At 46.0% G+C, this 20,610-nt stretch carries 17 protein-coding genes, 2 pseudogenes and 1 riboswitch; of the genes and pseudogenes, 5 read left to right on the top strand and 14 right to left on the bottom strand.

The window, feature by feature from the left end:
• Window positions 1–119, top strand: a pseudogene (locus tag QUB56_RS01215) (photosystem II q(b) protein); the annotation flags it as partial.
• A 103-nt stretch (window positions 120–222) separates the two neighbouring features.
• Here the strand turns inward: QUB56_RS01215 and QUB56_RS01210 are convergent.
• The 13 genes and pseudogenes from QUB56_RS01210 to QUB56_RS01150 form a co-directional block, all read right to left on the bottom strand.
• Window positions 223–1,062, bottom strand: a pseudogene (locus tag QUB56_RS01210) (pentapeptide repeat-containing protein); the annotation flags it as partial.
• A gap of 21 nt (window positions 1,063–1,083) precedes the next feature.
• Window positions 1,084–2,205 (bottom strand): IS630 family transposase, encoded by a 1,122-nt coding sequence (locus QUB56_RS01205; protein ID WP_332952440.1) that lies wholly within the window; start codon window positions 2,203–2,205, stop codon window positions 1,084–1,086.
• 45 nt (window positions 2,206–2,250) lie between these two features.
• Complete coding sequence (locus QUB56_RS01200; RefSeq protein ID WP_332952439.1) at window positions 2,251–2,712, bottom strand: pentapeptide repeat-containing protein; 462 nt, start codon at window positions 2,710–2,712, stop codon at window positions 2,251–2,253.
• A gap of 324 nt (window positions 2,713–3,036) precedes the next feature.
• Complete coding sequence (locus QUB56_RS01195; protein WP_332952438.1) at window positions 3,037–3,930, bottom strand: hypothetical protein; 894 nt, start codon at window positions 3,928–3,930, stop codon at window positions 3,037–3,039.
• 76 nt (window positions 3,931–4,006) lie between these two features.
• Window positions 4,007–4,402, bottom strand: a complete 396-nt coding sequence (locus tag QUB56_RS01190) for an ACP S-malonyltransferase (RefSeq protein WP_332952437.1) — start codon at window positions 4,400–4,402, stop codon at window positions 4,007–4,009.
• Window positions 4,399–4,983 (bottom strand): DUF433 domain-containing protein, encoded by a 585-nt coding sequence (locus tag QUB56_RS01185; protein ID WP_332952435.1) that lies wholly within the window; start codon window positions 4,981–4,983, stop codon window positions 4,399–4,401. Before QUB56_RS01185 ends, QUB56_RS01190 begins: the two co-directional genes overlap by 4 nt.
• A gap of 158 nt (window positions 4,984–5,141) precedes the next feature.
• The gene (gene uca, locus QUB56_RS01180) at window positions 5,142–8,759 is read right to left on the bottom strand and encodes an urea carboxylase (RefSeq protein WP_332952433.1); all 3,618 of its coding nucleotides are present in this window, start codon (window positions 8,757–8,759) and stop codon (window positions 5,142–5,144) included.
• Between the two features lie 200 nt (window positions 8,760–8,959).
• Window positions 8,960–9,601, bottom strand: coding sequence for an urea amidolyase associated protein UAAP2 (locus tag QUB56_RS01175; protein ID WP_332952432.1), 642 nt, complete (start codon window positions 9,599–9,601; stop codon window positions 8,960–8,962).
• Window positions 9,602–9,678: 77 nt separating this feature from the next.
• A complete protein-coding gene (locus tag QUB56_RS01170; protein WP_332952431.1) occupies window positions 9,679–10,410 on the bottom strand; it encodes an urea amidolyase associated protein UAAP1 in 732 nt (243 codons plus the stop codon).
• Between the two features lie 590 nt (window positions 10,411–11,000).
• Entirely contained in the window at window positions 11,001–11,777 is a 777-nt protein-coding gene (locus QUB56_RS01165; RefSeq protein ID WP_332952430.1) for an ABC transporter ATP-binding protein, read from the bottom strand.
• Window positions 11,778–11,947: 170 nt separating this feature from the next.
• Window positions 11,948–12,796 (bottom strand): ABC transporter permease, encoded by an 849-nt coding sequence (locus tag QUB56_RS01160; protein ID WP_332952428.1) that lies wholly within the window; start codon window positions 12,794–12,796, stop codon window positions 11,948–11,950.
• 108 nt (window positions 12,797–12,904) lie between these two features.
• Window positions 12,905–13,972 carry an ABC transporter substrate-binding protein gene (locus QUB56_RS01155; RefSeq protein WP_332952425.1) on the bottom strand — a complete coding sequence of 356 codons (1,068 nt, stop codon included), beginning with the start codon at window positions 13,970–13,972 and terminating at the stop codon, window positions 12,905–12,907.
• A 144-nt stretch (window positions 13,973–14,116) separates the two neighbouring features.
• Window positions 14,117–14,271, bottom strand: a riboswitch (guanidine-I (ykkC/yxkD leader).
• 255 nt (window positions 14,272–14,526) lie between these two features.
• Window positions 14,527–14,664, bottom strand: a complete 138-nt coding sequence (locus tag QUB56_RS01150) for a hypothetical protein (protein ID WP_332952424.1) — start codon at window positions 14,662–14,664, stop codon at window positions 14,527–14,529.
• A gap of 387 nt (window positions 14,665–15,051) precedes the next feature.
• On the opposite strand from QUB56_RS01150, the gene atzF reads away from it, so the two are divergent.
• Window positions 15,052–16,869: an allophanate hydrolase gene (gene atzF, locus QUB56_RS01145; RefSeq protein ID WP_332952421.1), complete on the top strand. Its 1,818-nt coding sequence runs from the start codon at window positions 15,052–15,054 to the stop codon at window positions 16,867–16,869.
• A 19-nt stretch (window positions 16,870–16,888) separates the two neighbouring features.
• Here atzF and tnpB read toward each other — a convergent pair whose 3' ends face one another.
• Window positions 16,889–18,049, bottom strand: a complete 1,161-nt coding sequence (tnpB, locus tag QUB56_RS01140) for an IS200/IS605 family element RNA-guided endonuclease TnpB (RefSeq protein WP_332952420.1) — start codon at window positions 18,047–18,049, stop codon at window positions 16,889–16,891.
• A gap of 150 nt (window positions 18,050–18,199) precedes the next feature.
• On the opposite strand from tnpB, the gene QUB56_RS01135 reads away from it, so the two are divergent.
• The 3 genes from QUB56_RS01135 to yidD all read left to right on the top strand — a co-directional run bounded on the left by QUB56_RS01135 (window position 18,200) and on the right by yidD (window position 20,474).
• The gene (locus tag QUB56_RS01135; RefSeq protein WP_332952419.1) at window positions 18,200–18,949 is read left to right on the top strand and encodes a calcium-binding protein; all 750 of its coding nucleotides are present in this window, start codon (window positions 18,200–18,202) and stop codon (window positions 18,947–18,949) included.
• A 289-nt stretch (window positions 18,950–19,238) separates the two neighbouring features.
• Window positions 19,239–20,165, top strand: coding sequence for a tRNA pseudouridine(55) synthase TruB (gene truB / locus QUB56_RS01130; protein ID WP_332952418.1), 927 nt, complete (start codon window positions 19,239–19,241; stop codon window positions 20,163–20,165).
• A gap of 78 nt (window positions 20,166–20,243) precedes the next feature.
• Window positions 20,244–20,474, top strand: a complete 231-nt coding sequence (yidD, locus tag QUB56_RS01125) for a membrane protein insertion efficiency factor YidD (protein WP_332952417.1) — start codon at window positions 20,244–20,246, stop codon at window positions 20,472–20,474.
• Window positions 20,475–20,610 lie beyond the last annotated feature (136 nt).

Genomic DNA, 20,610 nt, shown 5'->3' with positions numbered 1-20,610 from the left:
ACCGCGCTAACTTGGGTATGGAAGTAATGCACGAGCGCAATGCTCACAACTTCCCTCTCGACTTGGCTGCTAGTGAAACAACTCCCGTAGCAATGGTTGCTCCTTCTATCAACGGCTAAGTTTTAGTTTTTGATTAACCTCAAGCGCTCCTAGAAATAGGGGCGCTTTTTGTTTAAAGTATCGCTCCATTATCAGGTCAAGAGGTAAGTAGCTACCAATCGATCAATTGATGGGTGCATCTTGACCCAAACCATAAGATATCTTCTGAATAATATTTGGGTCACTCTCCCACTTGGATTCTATATCTTCAATATTAATTGCTTTGCAAAGCTGAAAGATTTGATGCTCTTGAAATGTGGGTCTGCCTAACTGTTTTTCAAAACTCCTTTTCCTTGCTTTAGGAATAACCGTATAGCAATGAAAATCAGGAGCATTATATCCAAACAACCCACGTTTTGAACAAAGTGAAAGGTCTGCCATTCGCAGCAAGCCTGAGTAAATACTCGTAGTGCATTCCACCTCAAAAGCTGCTTCAATTTGCTGAAATTCTTTTCGGAACCAAATAACATCTATCAGTTGAATAATTTTCTCAGTTTTTTGAGGAAAATCTTGAGGCACTATTAAAGGAAAGGTTTTTGAGCTAAAGTTTCCTAGTTCTTGATTTTTATATTTATTTCGATGGTCATTTCTAGCAATCCATACTGTAAAACCCAAACTTTTTCCCAGCTCAGCTAATATGCCCTGTATTTTTGTGTGCTTAGAAATATTAGCATCTGTAAAATTAAACTCTAGCTGAGTCCACCTGGTGTTTGTTGCTCTCGGTTCAGAGATGGCTAATTTCAGATTTACATTGGTGAGGTAAGCTTCTGTAAAATTCGCGTGTTTTATATATGCTCTTTCAAGATTTGCATCTGTGAGATCCGCTGCTATGAGTTGTGCCCCTTGGAGATTCGCGGATTCAAGATTGGCCTCTGTTAAATCAGCACCGCTTAAATCAGCACTACTCAAATCAGCACCGCTTAAATCAGCACTACTCAAATCAGCACCGCTTAAATTAGCACCGCTTAAATCAGCACTAAGCTACTACGCAACTAAACCGGATAAAATAGCATTGCCTTTATTTTTGATGTTTCTATCCCATTTAATAACCATTTCTCCTTCATTTAATAATCTATGTAGCAATTCAGACAATTCTTCTACTGACTTAAATAGGCGATGTGCTATATATTCTTTCGCTGAATGCCAGACCAATTCAATCAAATTATAATCGGGGCTGTAAGCTGGCAAAAATTCTAAAATAATATAAGGCATTTCGGCTGATATTTTACTTAGAATGTCTTTCTTTTTATGAAAACTAGCATTATCTAGAATAATTACAATCTTAATTCCCGATTCGGCAAAATTTTCACCTTGATTACCCAGTTCTCTCCATTCTTGAACTAGCGAATTATTTAAGGCATTTATTTGCTCATAAAACGTATCCGAATCTCCTTTTTTTATCACAAAATTCAACCTTTTTTTGTCATGATATCTCAACCCACCCATGAGATTTACTCTGCCTCTTCTCCTTTGACCTGTGATTTTCTTTCGACGACCTTTTTTACCCCAAGTTTTTCTTCTTATCACTCGTAAACTAAATCCACTTTCGTCCCAAAACCATACCTGTAAAAGCTCTGGTGTTTGTTTAGTTATTCTTAAATACTCCGATAGCTTCTGTTTAAATGCTTCTCTTTCAATTGGATTTTGTTGATCCTCTAAACTATATTTAGCCCAAATATAAACGTATTTTTTTTTATGTAGTATCCTGGATATCTGGGAACTACTCAATTTAATTCCTGTGACTTTTTCTAAATATGTTGCTAGTCTAGCTGCCGTCCATCTCCCAAACTCATATCCATATTCTTCCGGAGCTTTGTCGATTGTATCTATCAATATTTGTTCATACTCTGGAGTGACTTTGCGAAAATTCCCTGGGCTTCTTTTATCTAAAAAACTATCCAAATTATCTGGGTCGCCATGAACTGACCAATAAGCTACTGTTGTGTAAGCAATCTCCATAAATTCACTAATTTTTCGATAAGTTTTTCCGTCATTAATTAGCAATAAAATTAGAACCTTTTCCCTCACATAATTATCGTCAGACTCTTTTAAGAGTTTAATGAGTCTCTGTTTTTGATTTTGAGATAGATGGTTTTTGGCTGGCATACATTATAACTAATGATCGCTTATTTTATATTTATATTATACAATCTAGCTGCGTATCAGCTTACTCAAATCAGCGCCAGATAAATCAGTGTCCGAGAAATCAGCACGACATAAGTTAGCACCGCTTAAATTAGCGCCACATAACCTAGCACCACTCAAATAAGAGACAAACAAATCAGCGCCAGATAAATCAGTGTCCGACAAATCAGCATCACATAAATTAGCACTCCTTAAATTAGAACCAGACAAATCAGTGTCCGACAAATCAGCACCGCTTAAATTAGCAGCACTCAAATCAGTGTCCCACAAATTAGCACCGCTTAAATTAGCACAAGTTAAATTAGCACGACTCAAATTAGCACTACTCAAATCGGTATTGCTTAAATTAGCACCGCTTAAATTAGCACGAGTCAAATTAGCACCACTCAAATCGGTATCGCTTAAGTAAATACCAGAGAAATCCCTTTTGCCTGTTTGGTAATGATTTAAAAGTTCCTGAGTATCCATATCGTGAGCCTCTACAACCAAATCAAAAATTATCAATATTAACTTAACGTCGGCAGACTTCCAGCAGCGATCGCACTAACATCTTACAAGTTAGCACTTGTACGATGCGTCAGGGAAAATAAATCTCCAATTGGATAACAGGACTTGCCCTGAGGCAGTGTTATCGAACCTTTAGCTAAGGAGGCCGAGCTTCAATAGCAGAATTAGCCATTTTAACCAGTTTAATCACAAGCTTAGATGTAGGGTGCGTCAAATTGAGATTGATTTTAGATGAAAGAATAATTTTACTTATGACACACCCTACATCTTACAAATGCGATGATCCTACCTCCTCACTGGCTGAAATCCCTGCACAAAACTCACCCAGCGTGGTACTTTATCACCTGTAATATTTAGGATAGGAATGTTGAAACTTCTGACATCGGGGCGACCGATTTCACCAGCCGAAAAAGTAATATTCGTAGGTTCCGATTTACCTAAACCATAGGCACTAGCTATTTGATTAGCAAGTCGGCAGGTTATTACAAAACTTCCCATATTAATCGTGCCACCCCCAGCCTCGTAATTCCAAGTAATACCGGGTGTTAAATTTCCCTGCTGACACATAAAGTGAGTGACTTCAAACATTTTAGCAATGTGAACATCATATCGCCTTAAGCGTCCTCCATAGGCGGATGCTCTGGTATCGCTTTCTGGTACTACAATCGATCCAAATCCTTCGTCAAAACCAAGCTTCATCGGTAGTGCTGTCGAACTTGTGAGCGGTTGACTCGCTTGAGGTTGTACGCGGGTTGGTGACATCTGTATTGGTTTGACAAATTGACTATTAGCGCGAATAAAACAACCTTGCGCCGCACCAGCAGTGTAGTTTTTTCCTACAAAAAGCCAAGGTAAACCCCTGGTATCCAGGAAAGTAACACCAGCATTACCAGGAAAGCTTTCAAAACGCTGTCCCTGTTTTAAAACACCAACTACAGACCAATTAAAAACATCAAATGGAGTGCTGTTGTCAATACGCATAAATTCTTCAAAAGAAGAACTCATACGACAATTTAACCCCTTTGGGTCTGGGTCTACTACTTCCCAATAAGTATGATAATATCTTCCCGTATAATCCCCTTGATTATTAGGACTTGGTAGAGGTGCAGTAGAACCCAGTTTAGCTGTTACTAATACCAGAAGAGTTGCAAGAGTAATGGTTTTTAATTCTTTTAACATGGGTATCACTTTTTAAACACTACATTTAGTGGCAATCAAATTGCGATCGCACTTCTGGAACAATCTCGACCCCGCTTCATGGGATGAAAAGCCGACTCACACCCATATAGGTATTAATATCAAGTACAATTTCAACCAGACGAATTGCACAACGCTGCCGATATTCAGAGTCATTCAACAAGCGGTCAGCATCCCCAATAGTAATCACGGGTAATGATGTAGAAGTAATTTCCTCCCGCATCACTTGTTCAAGAGAGTTCTCGCCCTTCATACTCCGATTCGCTGTCAACAAAATCATCTGGTTTGATTGAGCCAACTGCCAAACTACCCGATCGTCACTATCGATCGGCAAGCTCATTTCATCAAAGGTGATAAATCGAATGAATACCCAATCCAGCCAGCCACTACTCAAAAGGCTACCTGAGAGAAGTACGGCGTGTCCTCTTAAATTATGATCGACTAAAAAATTCATGGCTGAGACTTAAACTTGGCCTTGGCTGCTTGAAGTTTTGCTCGAATAGCTTCTTGACCAGGTTTTGGTGGCTGGGCGGCAATTCTGGCAATCAGATCGCGATTTTTTTCTTCGTAGTACAGCCGCAGTTCTTCAGCTTCCTTAAGAACCCTTTGATACTCAGCTTCAACGGTGGCGCGATTTTTCTCAATGTAAGCTAAAGCTGCGTTAATTTGTTCCTCTGTCAGATCAAACAATCCTCTGATAAACTTAGGCGGATATTGAGCCGTCACATAGTCCATGATGTCGTAGATCGTGATGCGCGTACCTGCGATAGTCAGTCCTCTTTCTGTACGGATAATCGCTGTTTGTTCGTTAGGTATGGTTGTCATCTTTATAGCCTCATAGAAGGGATGTTTATATTGAATTAGTTGAAAACCCTGCACAAAGTTCATCCAGCGCAAGACTTGATTACCTGTAATATCTAAAATTGGGAAAGAACGACTCCTCGATATTGGCTGCCCAACTTCTTCCTGAGAATATTCGATCGCACTACGCTGTGGTTTGCCTAAACCATAACTGTTAGCAATATCACCAGCCAACTGACAAGTAATTCAGAATTCCCATGCCAATTCTACCATTTCCAGCCCTGTACTGCCAAGTCCTACCGCCAGCGTCAGGTATCTGCATTTTAGGCTTAATTTAACAGCAATGGGTGCAGTGCACACCCTACAGATAGAATGTCTGCGTCCAAGACTTTTTAATTGGGTTGAACCGCCGCTAGAATTTGTCCGGCTGTCACCGTTTGCCCCTTTTCACAAAACAACTGGGCAACAGTGCCCGCAACATCAGCAGTAATAGCAATTTCCATTTTCATCGCTTCCAAAATTAACAGGCGATCGCCCTCTGCAACCGCATCTCCAACATTAACCAGCACCTGCCAAACATTGGCCGAAACGTGAGCGACAACTGCCTCGCAGCCGATCGGCAAAGAAACCTCCGCCGCTGTTTCAGAAGCCCCAGCGGATGTGGCTTCTGCGGCAGATTCAGCTTCAAATTCCCCGGAGGCGGCCCAGCGATCGCGCTCTGCATTAAATGCGGCCTGCTGCTGCCCTTTAAACTCAGCCGCACTGCCCGCAATAGAATGCAAAAACTGATTGTATTCTCTCAACTTAAAAGTGATTTCTTCAACCTTTAATTTAAACTTCCCTTCAATAAATTCTTCCCGACAGCGGTGCAATTCCTCATGAGAAACCGGATAAAATCTGATTTGGTCAAAAAAGCGCAAAAGCCAAGGCTTACCAGACTGGAAATCCGCCGTTTGTTTGAACCGATTCCACATTTGCACCGTGCGGCCGACAAATTGATAACCTCCGGGCCCTTCCATCCCGTAAACGCACAAATACGCGCCGCCAATGCCAACTGCATTTTCAGGAGTCCAAGTGCGGGCGGGATTGTATTTAGTAGTAACCAAACGGTGGCGCGGATCGAGGGGAGTTGCGACGGGCGCGCCTAAATAAACGTCTCCCAAACCCATCACTAAATAGCTAGCATTAAATACAATTTCTCTGACTTGTTCGATGCTGTCCAGCCCGTTTATGCGGCGAATAAACTCAATATTGCTGGGACACCAAGGTGCATCCGATCGCACAGACTGCATATATTTTTCAATGGCTAACAGTGTCGATTCATCTTCCCAAGATAAAGGCAAGTGCACAATTCGCGCCGGCACTTCCAAATCCTCGATCGCCGGAAGTTCCGCCTCCGCCGCAATCAGCGCCTGCATTAGCTGCTGTTGCGAAATCTGGCGGCCCTCAAAGTGAATTTGGAGCGATCGCATTCCCGGCACTAATTCGATAACACCAGGCAGCGGATTTGCTTTCAACTGTTCCATCAATGCGTGCGCCCGAAAACGCAAATTTAAATCCAGCACCAACGGGCCGTATTCCACTAGAATATATTTATCCCCAGCTTGACGGTAAGTAACAGCAACCTGTCCCGGAGATTCGGGAATCTCGTGCAAAATTGGAGAAGCGGGAACAGCGGGCAATTCCTCCGCATTTTCCCGAAAAACAGGCAAGCAAAAAGTAGCAATTTGCCTGTTTTGTGCTAATTCCTGCTGCAAAGCTTCACCAAAACTCAAACAGTGAAAGCGAATGCTGTCCCCCGGTTTTAGTTGCCCGATTTTCCACAATTCCGACTGCACAATAGTAGCAGGACACACAAAACCTCCCAAACTCGGGCCGTCAAGACCGAGAATTACAGGCATATCCCCCGTAAAATCGATCGTGCCGATCGCGTAAGCATTATCGTGAATGTTAGACGGGTGCAAACCCGCTTCTCCTCCGTCTTGACGCGCCCAAGTGGGCTTCGGGCCGATCAGCCGAATGCCCGTCCGCGTCGAGTTGTAATGCACCTGCCATTCTGTGGAGAAAAACATTTCGATGTCTGACTCAGTAAAGAAATCCGGCGCGCCGTGAGGCCCGTACAAAACGCCGATTTCCCAATTATTGCTGTAGGTGGGAATTAGTTCCGGAGGCAAAGATCTTTCCGCTTCCAGAGTGGCAGTTTGAAGCAGTTTAAGCACATCTCCCGGACGCAGCGTGCGGCCCCCGTGTCCGCCAAATTTGCCCAGTACAAAAGTTGATTTGCTGCCCAAATAATCGGGGACATTAAAGCCGTGTTTGACTGCTAAATAAGTGCGGTAGCCGCCGCCTTGAATGGTTTTTAACTTGAGAATGCTGCCAGCTTTTACGGGAATTGCCGTCCAAAACGGCACCGGGTCGCCGTTTAGCGTTCCCTTCATAGTTGCACCAGTCAAACTAATAACTGTATCGGCGTTAAAGCGCAGAGTTGGGCCTGTCGCTGTGAATTCCAATCCTGCTGTCGATTCGGGATTTCCTACTAAACGATTTGCCGATCGAAATGCCAGATGATCCATCGGCCCTGAAGGCGGGACGCCAACATCCCAATAGCCGATCCGCCCCGGATAATCTTGAATGCTGCTGTAGGTTCCCCCATCCAATACATCGATCGTTAAAGGTGCGTATTCAAAAGAGTTTAAAAAGCGCGTGCTCAGTTCGCCCCGGTTGAATCTGGAATCGTCCAAAATCTGGCGGAGGTAATCTAAATTAGTTTCAATTCCCGCTATTTCACTGGCATCTAAAGCAGCTCTTAGTTTTACGATCGCCTGGGTTCGATTATCCCCGCAAACGATTACTTTGGCTAGCAGCGGATCGTAAAAAGGAGTAACCTCCGTGCCGCTTTCTATCCAACTGTCGCAGCGGACGTTTTCAGGAAACGCAACTTGATTCAGCAACCCGGAACTCGGCTGGAAATTCTTGCCGGCATCTTCCGCATAAATTCGCACCTCTATTGAGTGTCCCTGCGGCCGATAGCGGTACTTTTCCAGGGGGAACAAATCCCCAGAAGCCTGTTTTACCATCCACTCAACCAGGTCGATGTTGTTGACAGCTTCAGTAACGCCGTGTTCGACTTGCAAGCGCGTGTTAACTTCCAAAAAATAAAACTGTTTCGCATCGACATCAAATACAAATTCAACAGTACCGGCTGACTGGTAATTTACCGCTTTTCCCAACCGCACTGCTGCACTGTACAACTGATTTCGCTGTTCGTCGCTAATACCAGGGGCGGGGGTTTCTTCTATTACTTTTTGATTGCGCCGCTGCACCGAACAATCTCGCTCGCCCAAGGCTATGACATTTCCTTTGCCATCTCCAAAGATTTGGACTTCTATGTGCCTGGCTGTTTGAATGTATTTCTCTAAAAAAACGCCGCTTTGTTTAAAATTGCTTTGACTCAAACGCTGTACTTTTTCAAATGCTTCTGCCAAATCTCGATCGCCAAAACAAGCCTGCAAACCGATGCCGCCGCCGCCTGCGGTACTTTTGAGCATCACCGGATAGCCGATCGCCCCAGCGGCTTTTTGGGCATCCTCTAAACTTGCTAAAAGTTCGCTTCCGGGAGTTAGGGGCACTTGATTTGCAGCGGCTATTTCCCGCGCGGTGTGCTTCAATCCAAAGCAGCGCAACTGACTCGGAGTCGGGCCGATAAATGCAATATTTTCGCTGGCGCAAGCTTCGGCAAATTCAGCATTTTCGCTCAAAAAGCCGTAACCCGGATGGATAGCTTGAGCTTTTGTTTGGCGCGCAACTTCGAGAATGCGATCGAACCGCAAATAACTCTCGGCTGCGGCGGCTGCACCGATACAAACGGCTTCGGTGGCGGCGAAAACGTGCTTGGCGCGGGCGTCGGCTTCTGAATATACTGCTACCGAAGCAATTCCGAGGCGATCGAGGGTGCGGATAATTCGGCAGGCAATTTCACCGCGATTTGCAATCAAAACTTTGTTAAACATTTGGGTATTTGTATGAATCTTTGATTGATAAGTCAACCGCAGATGTAAGGGAGATGAACGCAGATAAACGCAGATAATTTCCAGATAGGAAAGCTTGGGAATGCTATGCAAGTCTCTTGGGGCAATTGGGAAGGGCGCTAACAATAGTGCCAGCGTCCCCCTGGCGGCGGATTCTAATAGATGGCGGCGGGTATATTAGATTAGACGGAATCCCAAACTATCAACTGAATCGGTGTAGGATTGTAAGCATTGCAAGGATTGTTCATTTGCGGGCAGTTAGAAATAGCAACCAGCGCGTTCATTTCGGCTCGCAAATCTACTGTACTTCCAGGATCGGAGATGCCGTCAACAATTTCTAGTGTGCCGTCTTCGCTAACCGGAACATTCATAAAGAAGTTGATGTTGCTGACTAAATCTCGTTTGCCCAAACCGTAGGGAAGAATTGCGGCAAGGAAATTTTCAACGCAGGCGTGCTGGTATTTTTTATCTAGTCCAAACCGCACTGAATTGCTCTCGCAGCTACAGGCGCCGCCGGAGGTATCGTGCCGCCCGCAGGAGTCAGCAATTATGGTCATCATGGCTCGCCCTTCGTTGGAAATGAGTTGGCTGTTTGTAGTGACAAAGATGTTGCCTTGATTGACGATCGTATCGGGGGCGCTGTAGCGTTCGGAAGGGTCATCGGCATTGTAAACTAAAAAATCTACTGCTTGATTTCCGCCTAAATCTACAATCCGGAGAATCTGTCCTTTTTTGATGACGCGAGCCCAGGGATGTCTGGCTGGTAAAACTTCGTTGTAAATTGCTGTTTTTGGATCGAGGATTTGTTGGGTAGTTGCAGTCATGGTTCACTTTTTGTGATGGAAGTGCAGAGTTTTTTACCGCAGATTTTTGCGGACAAGATTGAGTGCTGGAATCGTGTTTATTGCACGAACAAAGCATCGGTGTTGATGAAGCCGCGCACGGCTTCCGGGTTGGCGGTGCGGCACAAGTCGTCTGGTGCGGGTGGGGGGGTTTTCACTATCTGAATTTGGATGGGTTTTGGATCGTAATTTGAAGCCGGATGCAGGATGTGGGGGCAGTTAGAGATAATGGTCAATACGTTCATTTCGGCTCGCAAATCAATAAAACTTCCCGGTTTTTCGCAGCCTTCGCGAAACTCCATCGTGCCGTCTGGTTTGACGGCAATGCGAGTAAATAAGTTGAGGTTGGGCATGATATCTTTTTTGCCCAATCCCCAGCGACTTAAGGCTTTGAGGAAGTTGTCGCGGGAGTTTTTCCAGTCTCCTTCGCCGTATTTTTTGGCATTGCTAATGGCGTTGCTGCATCCTCCTAGCAAATCGTGACAGCCGGAGGTGTCTTGGGTGATGGAAAATAGGATGCGTCCCATGTCTGTGTAGATCACCATGCCTTGTTTGAGAAAGGCGTTGAATTGAATTTTGGCGGTGTCTGCTGCGTTGAAACGTTCGATCGCATTGTCGGCGTTGTAGCACAGCATGGAAACGCCGCGAGAGCCTTCTAAATCGGTGATTCGCAGGGTGTTTCCCCGCTTGATGACTCCCGACCAGTACGCGCCGCCCGGTACGGTTTCTTCGATTAATACGAGGCTTGAATCGATTTGTGAGTTTGGGTCGGTGGATGATAGTTGCACCATAAGTTCCTCTTGATGTATTTGGGTAGGTCAGCGAAACCAACAATAGTATTCTGTAGTGGCAAAACCCGCCCTCTCCCAAAGTAATATTTATTCCCACTGATATCTTGCACCATTCTCAAGAACGGGCAAGATGCCCGTTCCACAATAAAATTGAGTTTTGTGGAACGGGCATCTTGCCCGTTCCTAAATAGGTAATTGACAAGGGTGCAAGATGTTAAGTTTCCACTTACTTAGGTTGGTCGTTAAACTCTTGGCGCAGGCGCAAAAAGTGCAACTATTAACCTATTTTTATTTAAGCAGCCATTGCAACTGCTTCCTGTCCGTTTACATCTTGCACCATTCTCAAGAACGGGCAATATGCCCGTTCCACAAAGAGTGAGTTTTCTTGTGGGGTGGGCAGGAGAGCCCGCCCAAAAAGTGCAAATACAAACCTGTTTCTATTTAAGCAGCCCTTGCAACTACTTCCTGTCCGTTTACATCATGCACCATTCTCAAGAACGGGCAAGATGCCCGTTCCACAAAGAGTGAGTTTTCTTGTGGGGTGGGCAGGAGAGCCCGCCCAAAAAGTGCAAATACAAACCTGTTTCTATTTAAGCAGCCATTGCAACTGCTTCCTGTCCGTGTTTCCGCATCAAATCCATGAGTTCGTCGCGGTAATCGTGGAATTTGGTGTGGCGTTTAACGCTGGGAGTGCGATCGGGCAAATTAATCGACATTTCCTTTCTCACTGTACCGGGACGAGCGCCCAAAGCATAAATCCGATTGGAAAGAAACACCGCTTCTTCAACATCGTGGGTAATCATAAAGATTGTAATCTGAGTGCGGCGCCACAAATCGAGCATGAATTGGTGCATCGATTCTTTAGTGTGGATGTCCAAGGCGCCGAAAGGTTCATCCATTAATAATACTTTAGGTTCAGAAGCGAGGGCGCGGGCGATCGCCACCCGCTGTTTCATCCCGCCCGACAATTCCTTCGGTAGCGACGAAGCAAACTGCGTCAATCCTACCACACTCAAATAATAGCTCGCTTGTTCGCGCCGCTCCTTCTTGGACACGCCTTGAAGTTTGAGGCCAAACTCGGCATTTTCCTGCACGTTCATCCAAGGATAAAGAGTGTAATGCTGAAATACCATACCTCGATCCGGCCCTGGCGCAACAACTTCTTTGCCATCAATTTTCACTTCGCCTGTTGTCGGCTTGTCCAATCCCGCAATCTGCCTCAACAGAGTAGATTTGCCGGAACCGGATGCGCCTACCGCGCAGATAAATTCGCCTTGCTTGATGCTCATGTTGATGTCCTTGAGGACAACTAATTTACCCTTTTTTGTTTCAAAGTTTTTGTGAAGATTGTTGATTTGCAGAAACATGAGTTTATCCTCTGTATTGTAAGTAAAAAATTGATTTTTTCATTCCCAAAATCTGTAAATTTTAGGACTAAAAACGATATCTAGCGTGGGTTTCAATTTTATTTTACACCACTGCCTTCTTCCCTCTTCCATCTTCCTTCTTCCTTCTTCCTTCTTCCTTCAAAATCTGCTTACTGTTTCTGGCTTGACCATTTACAAGAAACCCGCAGCAGATATTGAAAAAGCAAGTCAAAAGCCAGTCCGATCGCCCCAATGACAATCAGCCCCACAAAAATTTCATCGGTTCGGAGAAATCGACCGGCGACGCTGATCCGGCGGCCTAAGCCTTCGGTGGCGGCAATCAATTCCGAGACAATTACCAATTGCCAAGCCGCAGCTAGGTTGATGCGGCTAGCATCAAGAATTCCCGGCAAAACGTGGGGAAAAATAACTTGAGTGAGGATTTCCCAGCGATTACCGCCCAGCATATAAGTAGCTTCGATCAAGTCTTTTGAAACAAACTTGACTGTATCCATCACCATCAGCGAATTGAAGAAAAAGACGCCGATAAATATCAGGGTAATTTTGGGTTCTTCGCCGATTCCCAAGTAGAGAATTAGCAGGGGAATGAACGCTGGTGCGGGCATATATCGCATCAAGCCGAACATGGGTTCTAGCAAGGCGCGAATACTGGGAAAACTGCCCATCAGCACGCCAATTGGTATGGAAAAAACCAAGGCGAACAGAAAGCCCACTCCCACCCGCCACAAACTCGCTACTGTGTCTTTCAAAAGTTCGCGAGTGTTCCACAGCCGACCAAATGCCTCTAAAACTTTGCCGGGGGAAGGCAAAAATTTGGGGTCTACGTTGGCGAAGGTTGTTACTAGCCACCACAGCAGCAGCGGCAGTGCGATCGATGTTACCGTTAACCCAATATTGAGGGGTTGTGGTATCTCTTCCGCAATCCGCCAGAAAACGGTGGGAGTTAGGCTTTTTTGCTTGAGGTGGGGTTGGGCTCGGGGCTCGGGGTTTGGTGGCATGATTTAATTGCAGAACGGTTTGGCGAGTAATTTGAGTAGCTTTGGGGAATTTTTTAAAGGAATATTTTTGAAATTTTATTGTGTCTGCCCAATCGTAAATTCTGCCTTCTACCTTTTACCTTCGGCATAAGCTTTGATAAAGCGATCGTCAAATAATTTGCTGATATCTGGTTTGGTTTTTGCTAAATTTACATCTACGAGAAATTTGGTCATTTCTGCAGCCGCAAACGGCAATGATGTCATGTCATTTCCCGGTTGAAAGGCTTTCAAGTTTTCCTCGATCGTAAATATCTTAGTGCCGTTTTCATATTCTTTGTATTCCTCGACGCTGACTCCGGCGCGGTTTGCTAGAATTTGGTATGATTTCTCTTTATTTGCTTTCATGTAGTCCAATGTTGCAAACCAGGAATTGACCATGGCTTGCACTCGATCGGGGTGTTCGCTGATAAACTTTCGGGTGAATACCAAATGGTCGGAAATGGCCCCCGGAAAGTCTTTGGAACTAAACAGTTCCTTGCTATTTTTTCGTTTTAAGGCTTGCGTGGTAAACGGCGCAAATACTGCCACCGCATCGACTTGTCCTCCGACGAAAGCCGCCGCAGCTTTGCCGGTTTCCAGCGGTACAAATTGAATGTCCCGCACTGATAAACCTGCTTTTTTCAGCCCTAACAATAAGAGAAAGTGATCGACTGTACCTTCCTCTGCTGCCACTTTTTTCCCTTTTAAATCGGCAACGGAATTGATGCCTTCTGCGACAATTACTTTGTCATTTCCCGTCGAGTTGTCGTTGACTAAAACAATTACTTGATCGGCACCGCCTGATATAGAGTTTACGGTATCGCCGAGGGTTTGGCTGTTAGCATTGATCTGTCCTGCTGTGAGGGTGCTGAGCGATTCTAAGTAGCCGTCAAACCATTTTAAGTCTACAGCAACATTGTTTGCTTCAAATATCTTTTGCTCTTTGGCAATTTGCCACGGAAACCAGCCGGGCCACGCGCTGAATCCGAGGCTAACTGCATCAGCACTTACTGAAGAAGCTGCTTCGCTTTCAGTCGTGGTTTTGATATAAATTGCCGGGTTGACGCAGCCGACAGCGAAAAACAAGGTGATGAAAAATAGGGCGCAGTAGGATAAGGGCGATCGCGTTATTTTTGGGGAGCAATATCGGATATTCATAGCATATTTTGATTGCTGGTTAGGGGTGAATATGTCGATCGAGCTTTTGCACCTTCTTTGGCTTCCTTAGCTCCCGCAAACCCCCTTGATATACAAGGATAAAGCCCGAGAGCTAACGAACCGAGTCTTGATGACCGATCGCGTTTCTCCCGGGCTTTTATCCCGCCGTGTAACTGGCTAGTGTTTCCCTCAAATTAATAAAATATTGGGATGACCAGTCTGCTTCTCTCGGACCAGCACTTGAACTGTCTAAACTGAGTTAGAAACTGATTCAAATCGGAACCCTAGAAGCTGTTAAATTTTTTCGGTTTTTGTCTGTATAAGTCCTGTTTGCAACCCAAGGAGTTATTCGAGACTGTTGGTCACAGCAATGCACTTAGCTTTTTGAAAGGTAAGCATACTGTAGCTTGCAATCCTACTAGATTGCTACGTTTCAAACGGTAACAGCAAGCCTGATGATAAAATGTGTAAAATGTTACAAAAAACGGTTTTTCTGGGATTTGCCAATTTAATGTTTTTGGAAGATTAAACCCGGCGGTTGGAAATGGCGAAGTTTACGTGCACACAGACTTGCACCCGCTTTGGCGAGGGTTGAAGATTTCTTGAGAAATAGTTCGATCGCCCGCTAACTGGATGCGGAGGCGATCGACAATGCGGTAAACTAACCGTTTATATGTAATAACGATTGCCAAACACAGCCTTTGAGGTCATTTCTTCAATCGAAAATCGAAAATCGAACGCTAGCCCAGCAAACCTGGTAAACTCAATTATTCAAGCGAAAATCTCAAATAGAAAATCGACTGCTAGCCCAGCAAAGCTTGTAAACTAAATTATTCAAGCGAAAATCTCAAATAGAAAATCGAAAATCGACTGCTCGTCCAGCAAAGCCTGTAAACTAAATTATTCAAGCGAAAATCTAAAATCTAAAATCGACTGCTAGCCCAGCAAAGCCTGTAAACTAAATTATTCAATCTAAAATCGAAAAGCGAAAATCGACTGCTCGTCCAGCAAAGCCTGTAAACTAAATTATTCAAGCGAAAATCTAAAATCTAAAATCTAAAATCGACTGGCGGTGCATTATGGAAAAAGTTAGCTACAGCAACAGTCTCGACATTCATTCGCTGCTCGATCGCTACCGCACCGGCTCGATCGCGCCTGCAGATGCGATCGCGAGCGTGTACGATCGGATCGAACGCTATGCAGATCCGGCAGTATGGATTTATTTAGCACCGCAGGCGGAAACCCTCGAACGCGCCAAAGCCTTGGAAAACCTAGACCCGCAACAATTGCCGCTCTACGGAATACCTTTTGCGATCAAAGATAATCTCGATTGGGCCGGCGTTCCGACTACGGCGGGATGTCCTGCGTTTGCTCGCACTCCAGCGCGATCGTCCTCCGTCGTAGAGCGCTTGTGCGCGGCAGGTGCGATCGCGATCGGCAAAACAAACATGGATCAGTTTGCCACAGGATTAGTCGGAACCCGCACGCCTTATGGAGTTTGTCGCAATCCGTTCGATCGGCGCTACATCCCGGGCGGATCGAGTTCCGGTTCCGCCGCAGCAGTCTCGGCCGGATTGGTGAGTTTTGCTCTGGGTACCGATACCGCAGGCTCGGGGCGGGTTCCCGCTGCTTTTACCAACATTGTCGGGCTGAAGCCAAGTTGCGGCTCGATCGGCACTCGCGGCCTGCTGCCGGCGGTGCGATCGCTCGATTGCGTTTCTGTGTTCGCTCTCACCTGTGCGGATGCGGCTTCCGTACTGCAAGTAGCCAGCGGTTTTGACGCTGAGGATGCGTTTTCTCGTCGCGCTGAAACGAAAGTTTTGCCGGATTTGTCCAGCTTGCGGGTGGGAGTTCCTGAAGAGGGCGAACTCGAATTTTTTGGGAATGCAGAAGCCGAACAGCGCTACCGAGAGGCTCTGGCGCGCTTGCAATCATTGGGCTGCACGATCGCAACTATTGACTTCAAACCCTTTGCCGATGCTGCCGAACTGCTTTACGGCGGGCCTTGGGTAGCAGAAAGGTTGGCCGCGATCGGCGATTTCCTCGACGCGCACCCAGAGGATATCGATCCGATCGTCTACGAAGTTATCAGCGGCGGCAAGCGCTACGATGCCGTCGCGGCTTACCGCGCGTCCTATCGGTTGGCAGAGCTCCGCAAGCTTGCTGAAATTCAGTGGCAGTCAATGGATGTGTTGGCGGTGCCGACGACAGGCACGATATATACTGTCGCAGAAGTTGCAGCCGAGCCGATCGCCCTCAACACCAATCTCGGGCGCTACACGAACTTTGCGAATTTGCTCGATTTGTGCGCGATCGCAGTTCCCAGCGGGTTTCAAAGCAGCGGATTGCCCGCAGGATTGACACTGATGGCTCCTGCGTGGCACGATTTATCGCTCTGTCGGCTGGGAGGTGCTTTCCACGAGCGCTTGGGGGGAACTTTGGGCGCCACCGGCCTGCCGCTGCCAACCCTCCCGGAACCAGCCAGCGCAGCCAAACCTGCCTCAGAAGAACGAGTCAAAATAGCCGTGGTTGGCGCTCATTTGAGCGGTGAGCCGCTGAATTATCAACTAATCGAGGGGGGAGGCATTTTGGTTCGCGCCTGCCGTACCAGCCCGATTTACAAGCTGTACGCTTTGACGGGTACTGCTCTGGGCAAGCCGGGATTGGTGCGTCAAATAGAGGGCGGTAGCGCGATCGAGGTGGAAGTTTGGGAGTTGTCGATCTCGGCTTTCGGCGGATTTGTCGCTAAAATTCCCCCGCCGCTGGGAATTGGTACGCTGGTGTTGGAGGACGGCTCGACGGTGCAGGGCTTTTTGTGCGAACCTTATGCTGTGGCGGATGCGATCGATATTTCTCATCTCGGCGGTTGGCGAGCTTTTGACAACTCCCCAGCCTGAAGGCGTGGGGATTCTTCCTTCACCCAACATCGCCTCTAAAAGCAGTGCCTTTAGATGGTCTTACACGTTGTCCAGAAGCAGTAGCGAGATGCCCTCCCGCCAAGATTCGTAAACCTTCATCTCTGATGTTGATAGCCGCGTTGATATCCCTGTCATGCCTCGTTTGGCATTTAGGACATTGCCAACTACGGATATCTAAACTCAGAATATCTATTTGATGCAAGCAGTTATTACAAGTTTTTGAGCTCGGAAAAAATCGATCTACTTCAATATAGATTTTCCCTGACCATTGGACCTTGTATTTTAACATGGTGCAAAATTGACCCCAGCCAGCGTCAGTAATTGACTTGGCTAGCTTGTGATTTTTCACCATGTTTTTTACGGCGAGATTCTCTACTACGATGACTTGGTTTTTGTCAACTAATTTACGACTTAGTTTGTGTAAAAAATCTTCTCGGCATCTAGTAATTTTGACCTGGACTCTAGCAACTTTAATTCGTGCTTTGTTCCTATTAGCAGAACCCTTGTGCTTGCGGCTGAGTTGCTTTTGCTTTTTAGCAAGTCTTACCTCATATTTGCGGTAATATTTGGGATTGCCGTGCTTGGTTCCATCTGAAGTAATGGCATAGTGAGTTAATCCCATATCTATGCCTACAGCTTTACCTTCTGATGTTGAATCTGGCTGGTTTTTACCGTCATCATAGAGACAAGCTGCATAGTATTCCCCAGATGGTGTCAGAGATACAGTCACAGACTTTAATTTCCCGACTGGCAATCGAGATACTTTGCAGTAAACTTTACCTAATTTTGGCAAATTTAAGTAGCTACCATCGAGTTTTATTTTTTGAGGGAAACGAATAGATTGCTTTTGTTCCTTCTTCTTAAAATTTGGGTATTTAGCCCTCTTTTCAAAGAATTTTAAGAAAGCACTAGACAGGTCTAACGCTGCTTGCTGCAAACATTGTGATGGAGGTTCTGTTAACCATTCATGTTCTTTTTTTAAAGATGGTAGTAGGTTAATTATGTCATTACGACTTAAACCTTTACCTGTTGCTTTGTAGGTTTCGTTAGTAAGGTTGAGAGCAAAATTGTAAAACCATCGCGAACAGCCAAACGACTTAGCTAGCAATACCGCTTGCTCGTCGGTTGGATAGATTCTGTACTTATAGGCTTTTAACATATTGCTTACCAAACCACTGATAGTATGGTAAACTAAAATGAGCTCAATGTAAAGTCCCCCTACAAGGGGGAGGTTTTAAACCCAATTGTTCTGATAACTTCCGCTTTTAAGCTAAGTTAGAATTGCAAATTTCTACCCATCTTCAGGATCATGCCATCAGCAGTGCCAATTCGACCAATTCCCGTCACAACCCCAACCCCCACCTCCACCGGCGGTACCAGTCCCGGAGGGACACCAGGCGGCACTCGCGGCACCAGCGGCCCTGATACCCTCAGGGGTAATGCGGGCGCTGACTTGATATTTGGTTTGGATGGCCCTGACAGCATTTTCGGCTTAGGGGCAAACGATTCCCTCTACGGCGGCGACGGCGATGACTCACTGCTGGGCGACGCTGGCAATGACGTACTGTTCGGCGGTGCCGGCGGCGACAGCGTTTTGGGCGGTGCCGGCGACGATACTTCCTACGGTGGCAAAGGTTCTGACTCAATGCTGGGCGAGGAGGGTAATGATTTGCTGTTTGGCAACCAAGACACCGATACTTTGTTGGGCGGCGCGGGTAATGACACGTTTTTTGGGGGTGCCGGCGATGACTCGCTGTTTGGTGGCATCGGCGATGACTGTTTATCGGGCGATCGCGGCCGAGATATTTTAACTGGCGGCGAGGGAAATGATACTTTTGCGATCGGGCGTTTGGCAGATGGTGATGTGATTACAGACTTTACTGATGGTATCGATCGAATTCGCTTGAGTGCCGGCCTTACCTTTGGCGAACTCACCATTTCCGCTGGAACCGGAACTTCGCCGAGTACAATTATTCAGCTTACAGACACCAAGGAAACTCTCGCTACTTTATTCGGAGTTGCCCGCACTTCTATCAGTCAGGCGGACTTTATTTTTTAATTGGTAATGGGTAATTGGGAATTGGGAATTGATAATTGATAATTTGCCTGGCGGGTACTTTTTAGTTTTAAGTTTTTAATGTTGAACTTTTTAACTTAAAACCCCTATCGCGTTGTGAGTAACGTTATTTTTAGCGTTACCAAATAAAGCAATCTCAAAACTTTTCATCTTCCTTTTTCCTGCTTCCTTGTATGAGTTAAATCCCATACATGGCCCGTTGCATTCTTCCCGATGCCCGATGCCCTATTTGGCCGATGCCCGATGCCCAATTCCCAATTCCCGATTCCTAATGACTACTGACGGTTTTCTCAATCTCAACAAACCTGCGGGCATGACATCTCACGACTGCGTGGGGCGAGTGCGCCGGCTATTGAAACTCAAGCGAGTCGGACACGGAGGAACCCTCGATCCTGCTGTGACTGGCGTTTTACCGATCGCCCTGGGCAAAGCAACAAGACTGCTGCAATATCTCCAACACAATAAAGCTTACCGAGGCACGATTCGGTTTGGCTTAACTACTGCTACTGACGATTTAGAAGGAGAAATTATCCATTCTCGACCGGTGCCGGAGTTGAGTTTGGAAAAAGTGCAAGCTGCACTGCCTAAATTCCTAGGAAAAATCGAGCAATTCCCGCCGAGTTTTAGTGCTGTTCAGGTAGGAGGAAAACGCCTTTATGAGTTAGCTAGAAAAGGCGAAACTGTGTCCGTGGCTGCTAGAAATGTTGAGGTTTTTCGGCTGGAAATCTTGGATTGGCGATCGGGGGATTTTCCGGAATTGGATTTGTCGATCGCCTGCGGGGCGGGTACTTACATTCGGGCGATCGCGCGGGATTTGGGCGCTGTGTTGAATGCAGGCGGTACTTTGGCTTGTTTGACTCGCACCGAAAGTAGCGGTTTCTCGATCGACCAAAGTCTCAGTTTTGAAAAATTAGAACGGCAATTGCAGGAGGATAAATTCTGCCCGATTTTGCCATCGGCCGTTTTGGGGCATTTAGGGGCGATCGTCCTTTCCCCTGAATATACCAAACGCTGGTTTCAAGGACAGCGCCTCCCGATTCCCGAAATGCCGATCGGATCGCAGGAGGAAAGTAGCAACCCAATACCCCAAGCTCCCTATCTCTTGCAGGTTTACGATCGAGATGGTAAATTTTTAGGTATCGGTCAAGTAGCGAACTCAGAGACAAGTACCATCTTATCTCCTCAAATTGTATTTTAGCTATCTTCGAGGCAACACCGAAAATAGGTACCGGACAAGATTTTGCGATTAATCTAATCCAGCGCTGAGGTAAAAATTATGAAAATATTGCTGATCGGATTAATCCGAGGCTACAAAATCGGTATTTCTCCTTACCTGCCTAACGCCTGTAGATTTCAACCCACTTGTTCGCAATACGCGATCGAAGCAATAGAAAGATTTGGGGCCGGCCGCGGCGGGTCCATGGCAGTTAAGCGGATTTTGCGCTGTCATCCTTTTCATCCTGGGGGTTACGATCCAGTACCTCCCAAAGATAGCCAGCCCAGTTAGTTATTAGTTAGAAGTAGTATTTTAGTTATTAATTAATAGTGCACAGAGGCCTTGCATCCGAGCGGGCTAAAACTCCCGAGGGGAATCACTCCCTGAGGGGGTTAAATGCGTATAATTAGTTGTTTTTATTGACCCA

Source organism: Microcoleus sp. AR_TQ3_B6 (assembly GCF_036702785.1).
In the GTDB taxonomy this organism is placed as follows: domain Bacteria; phylum Cyanobacteriota; class Cyanobacteriia; order Cyanobacteriales; family Microcoleaceae; genus Microcoleus.
Note: the sequence above shows the minus strand (reverse complement) of the source record. Positions and strands in the feature narration are given on the sequence as shown.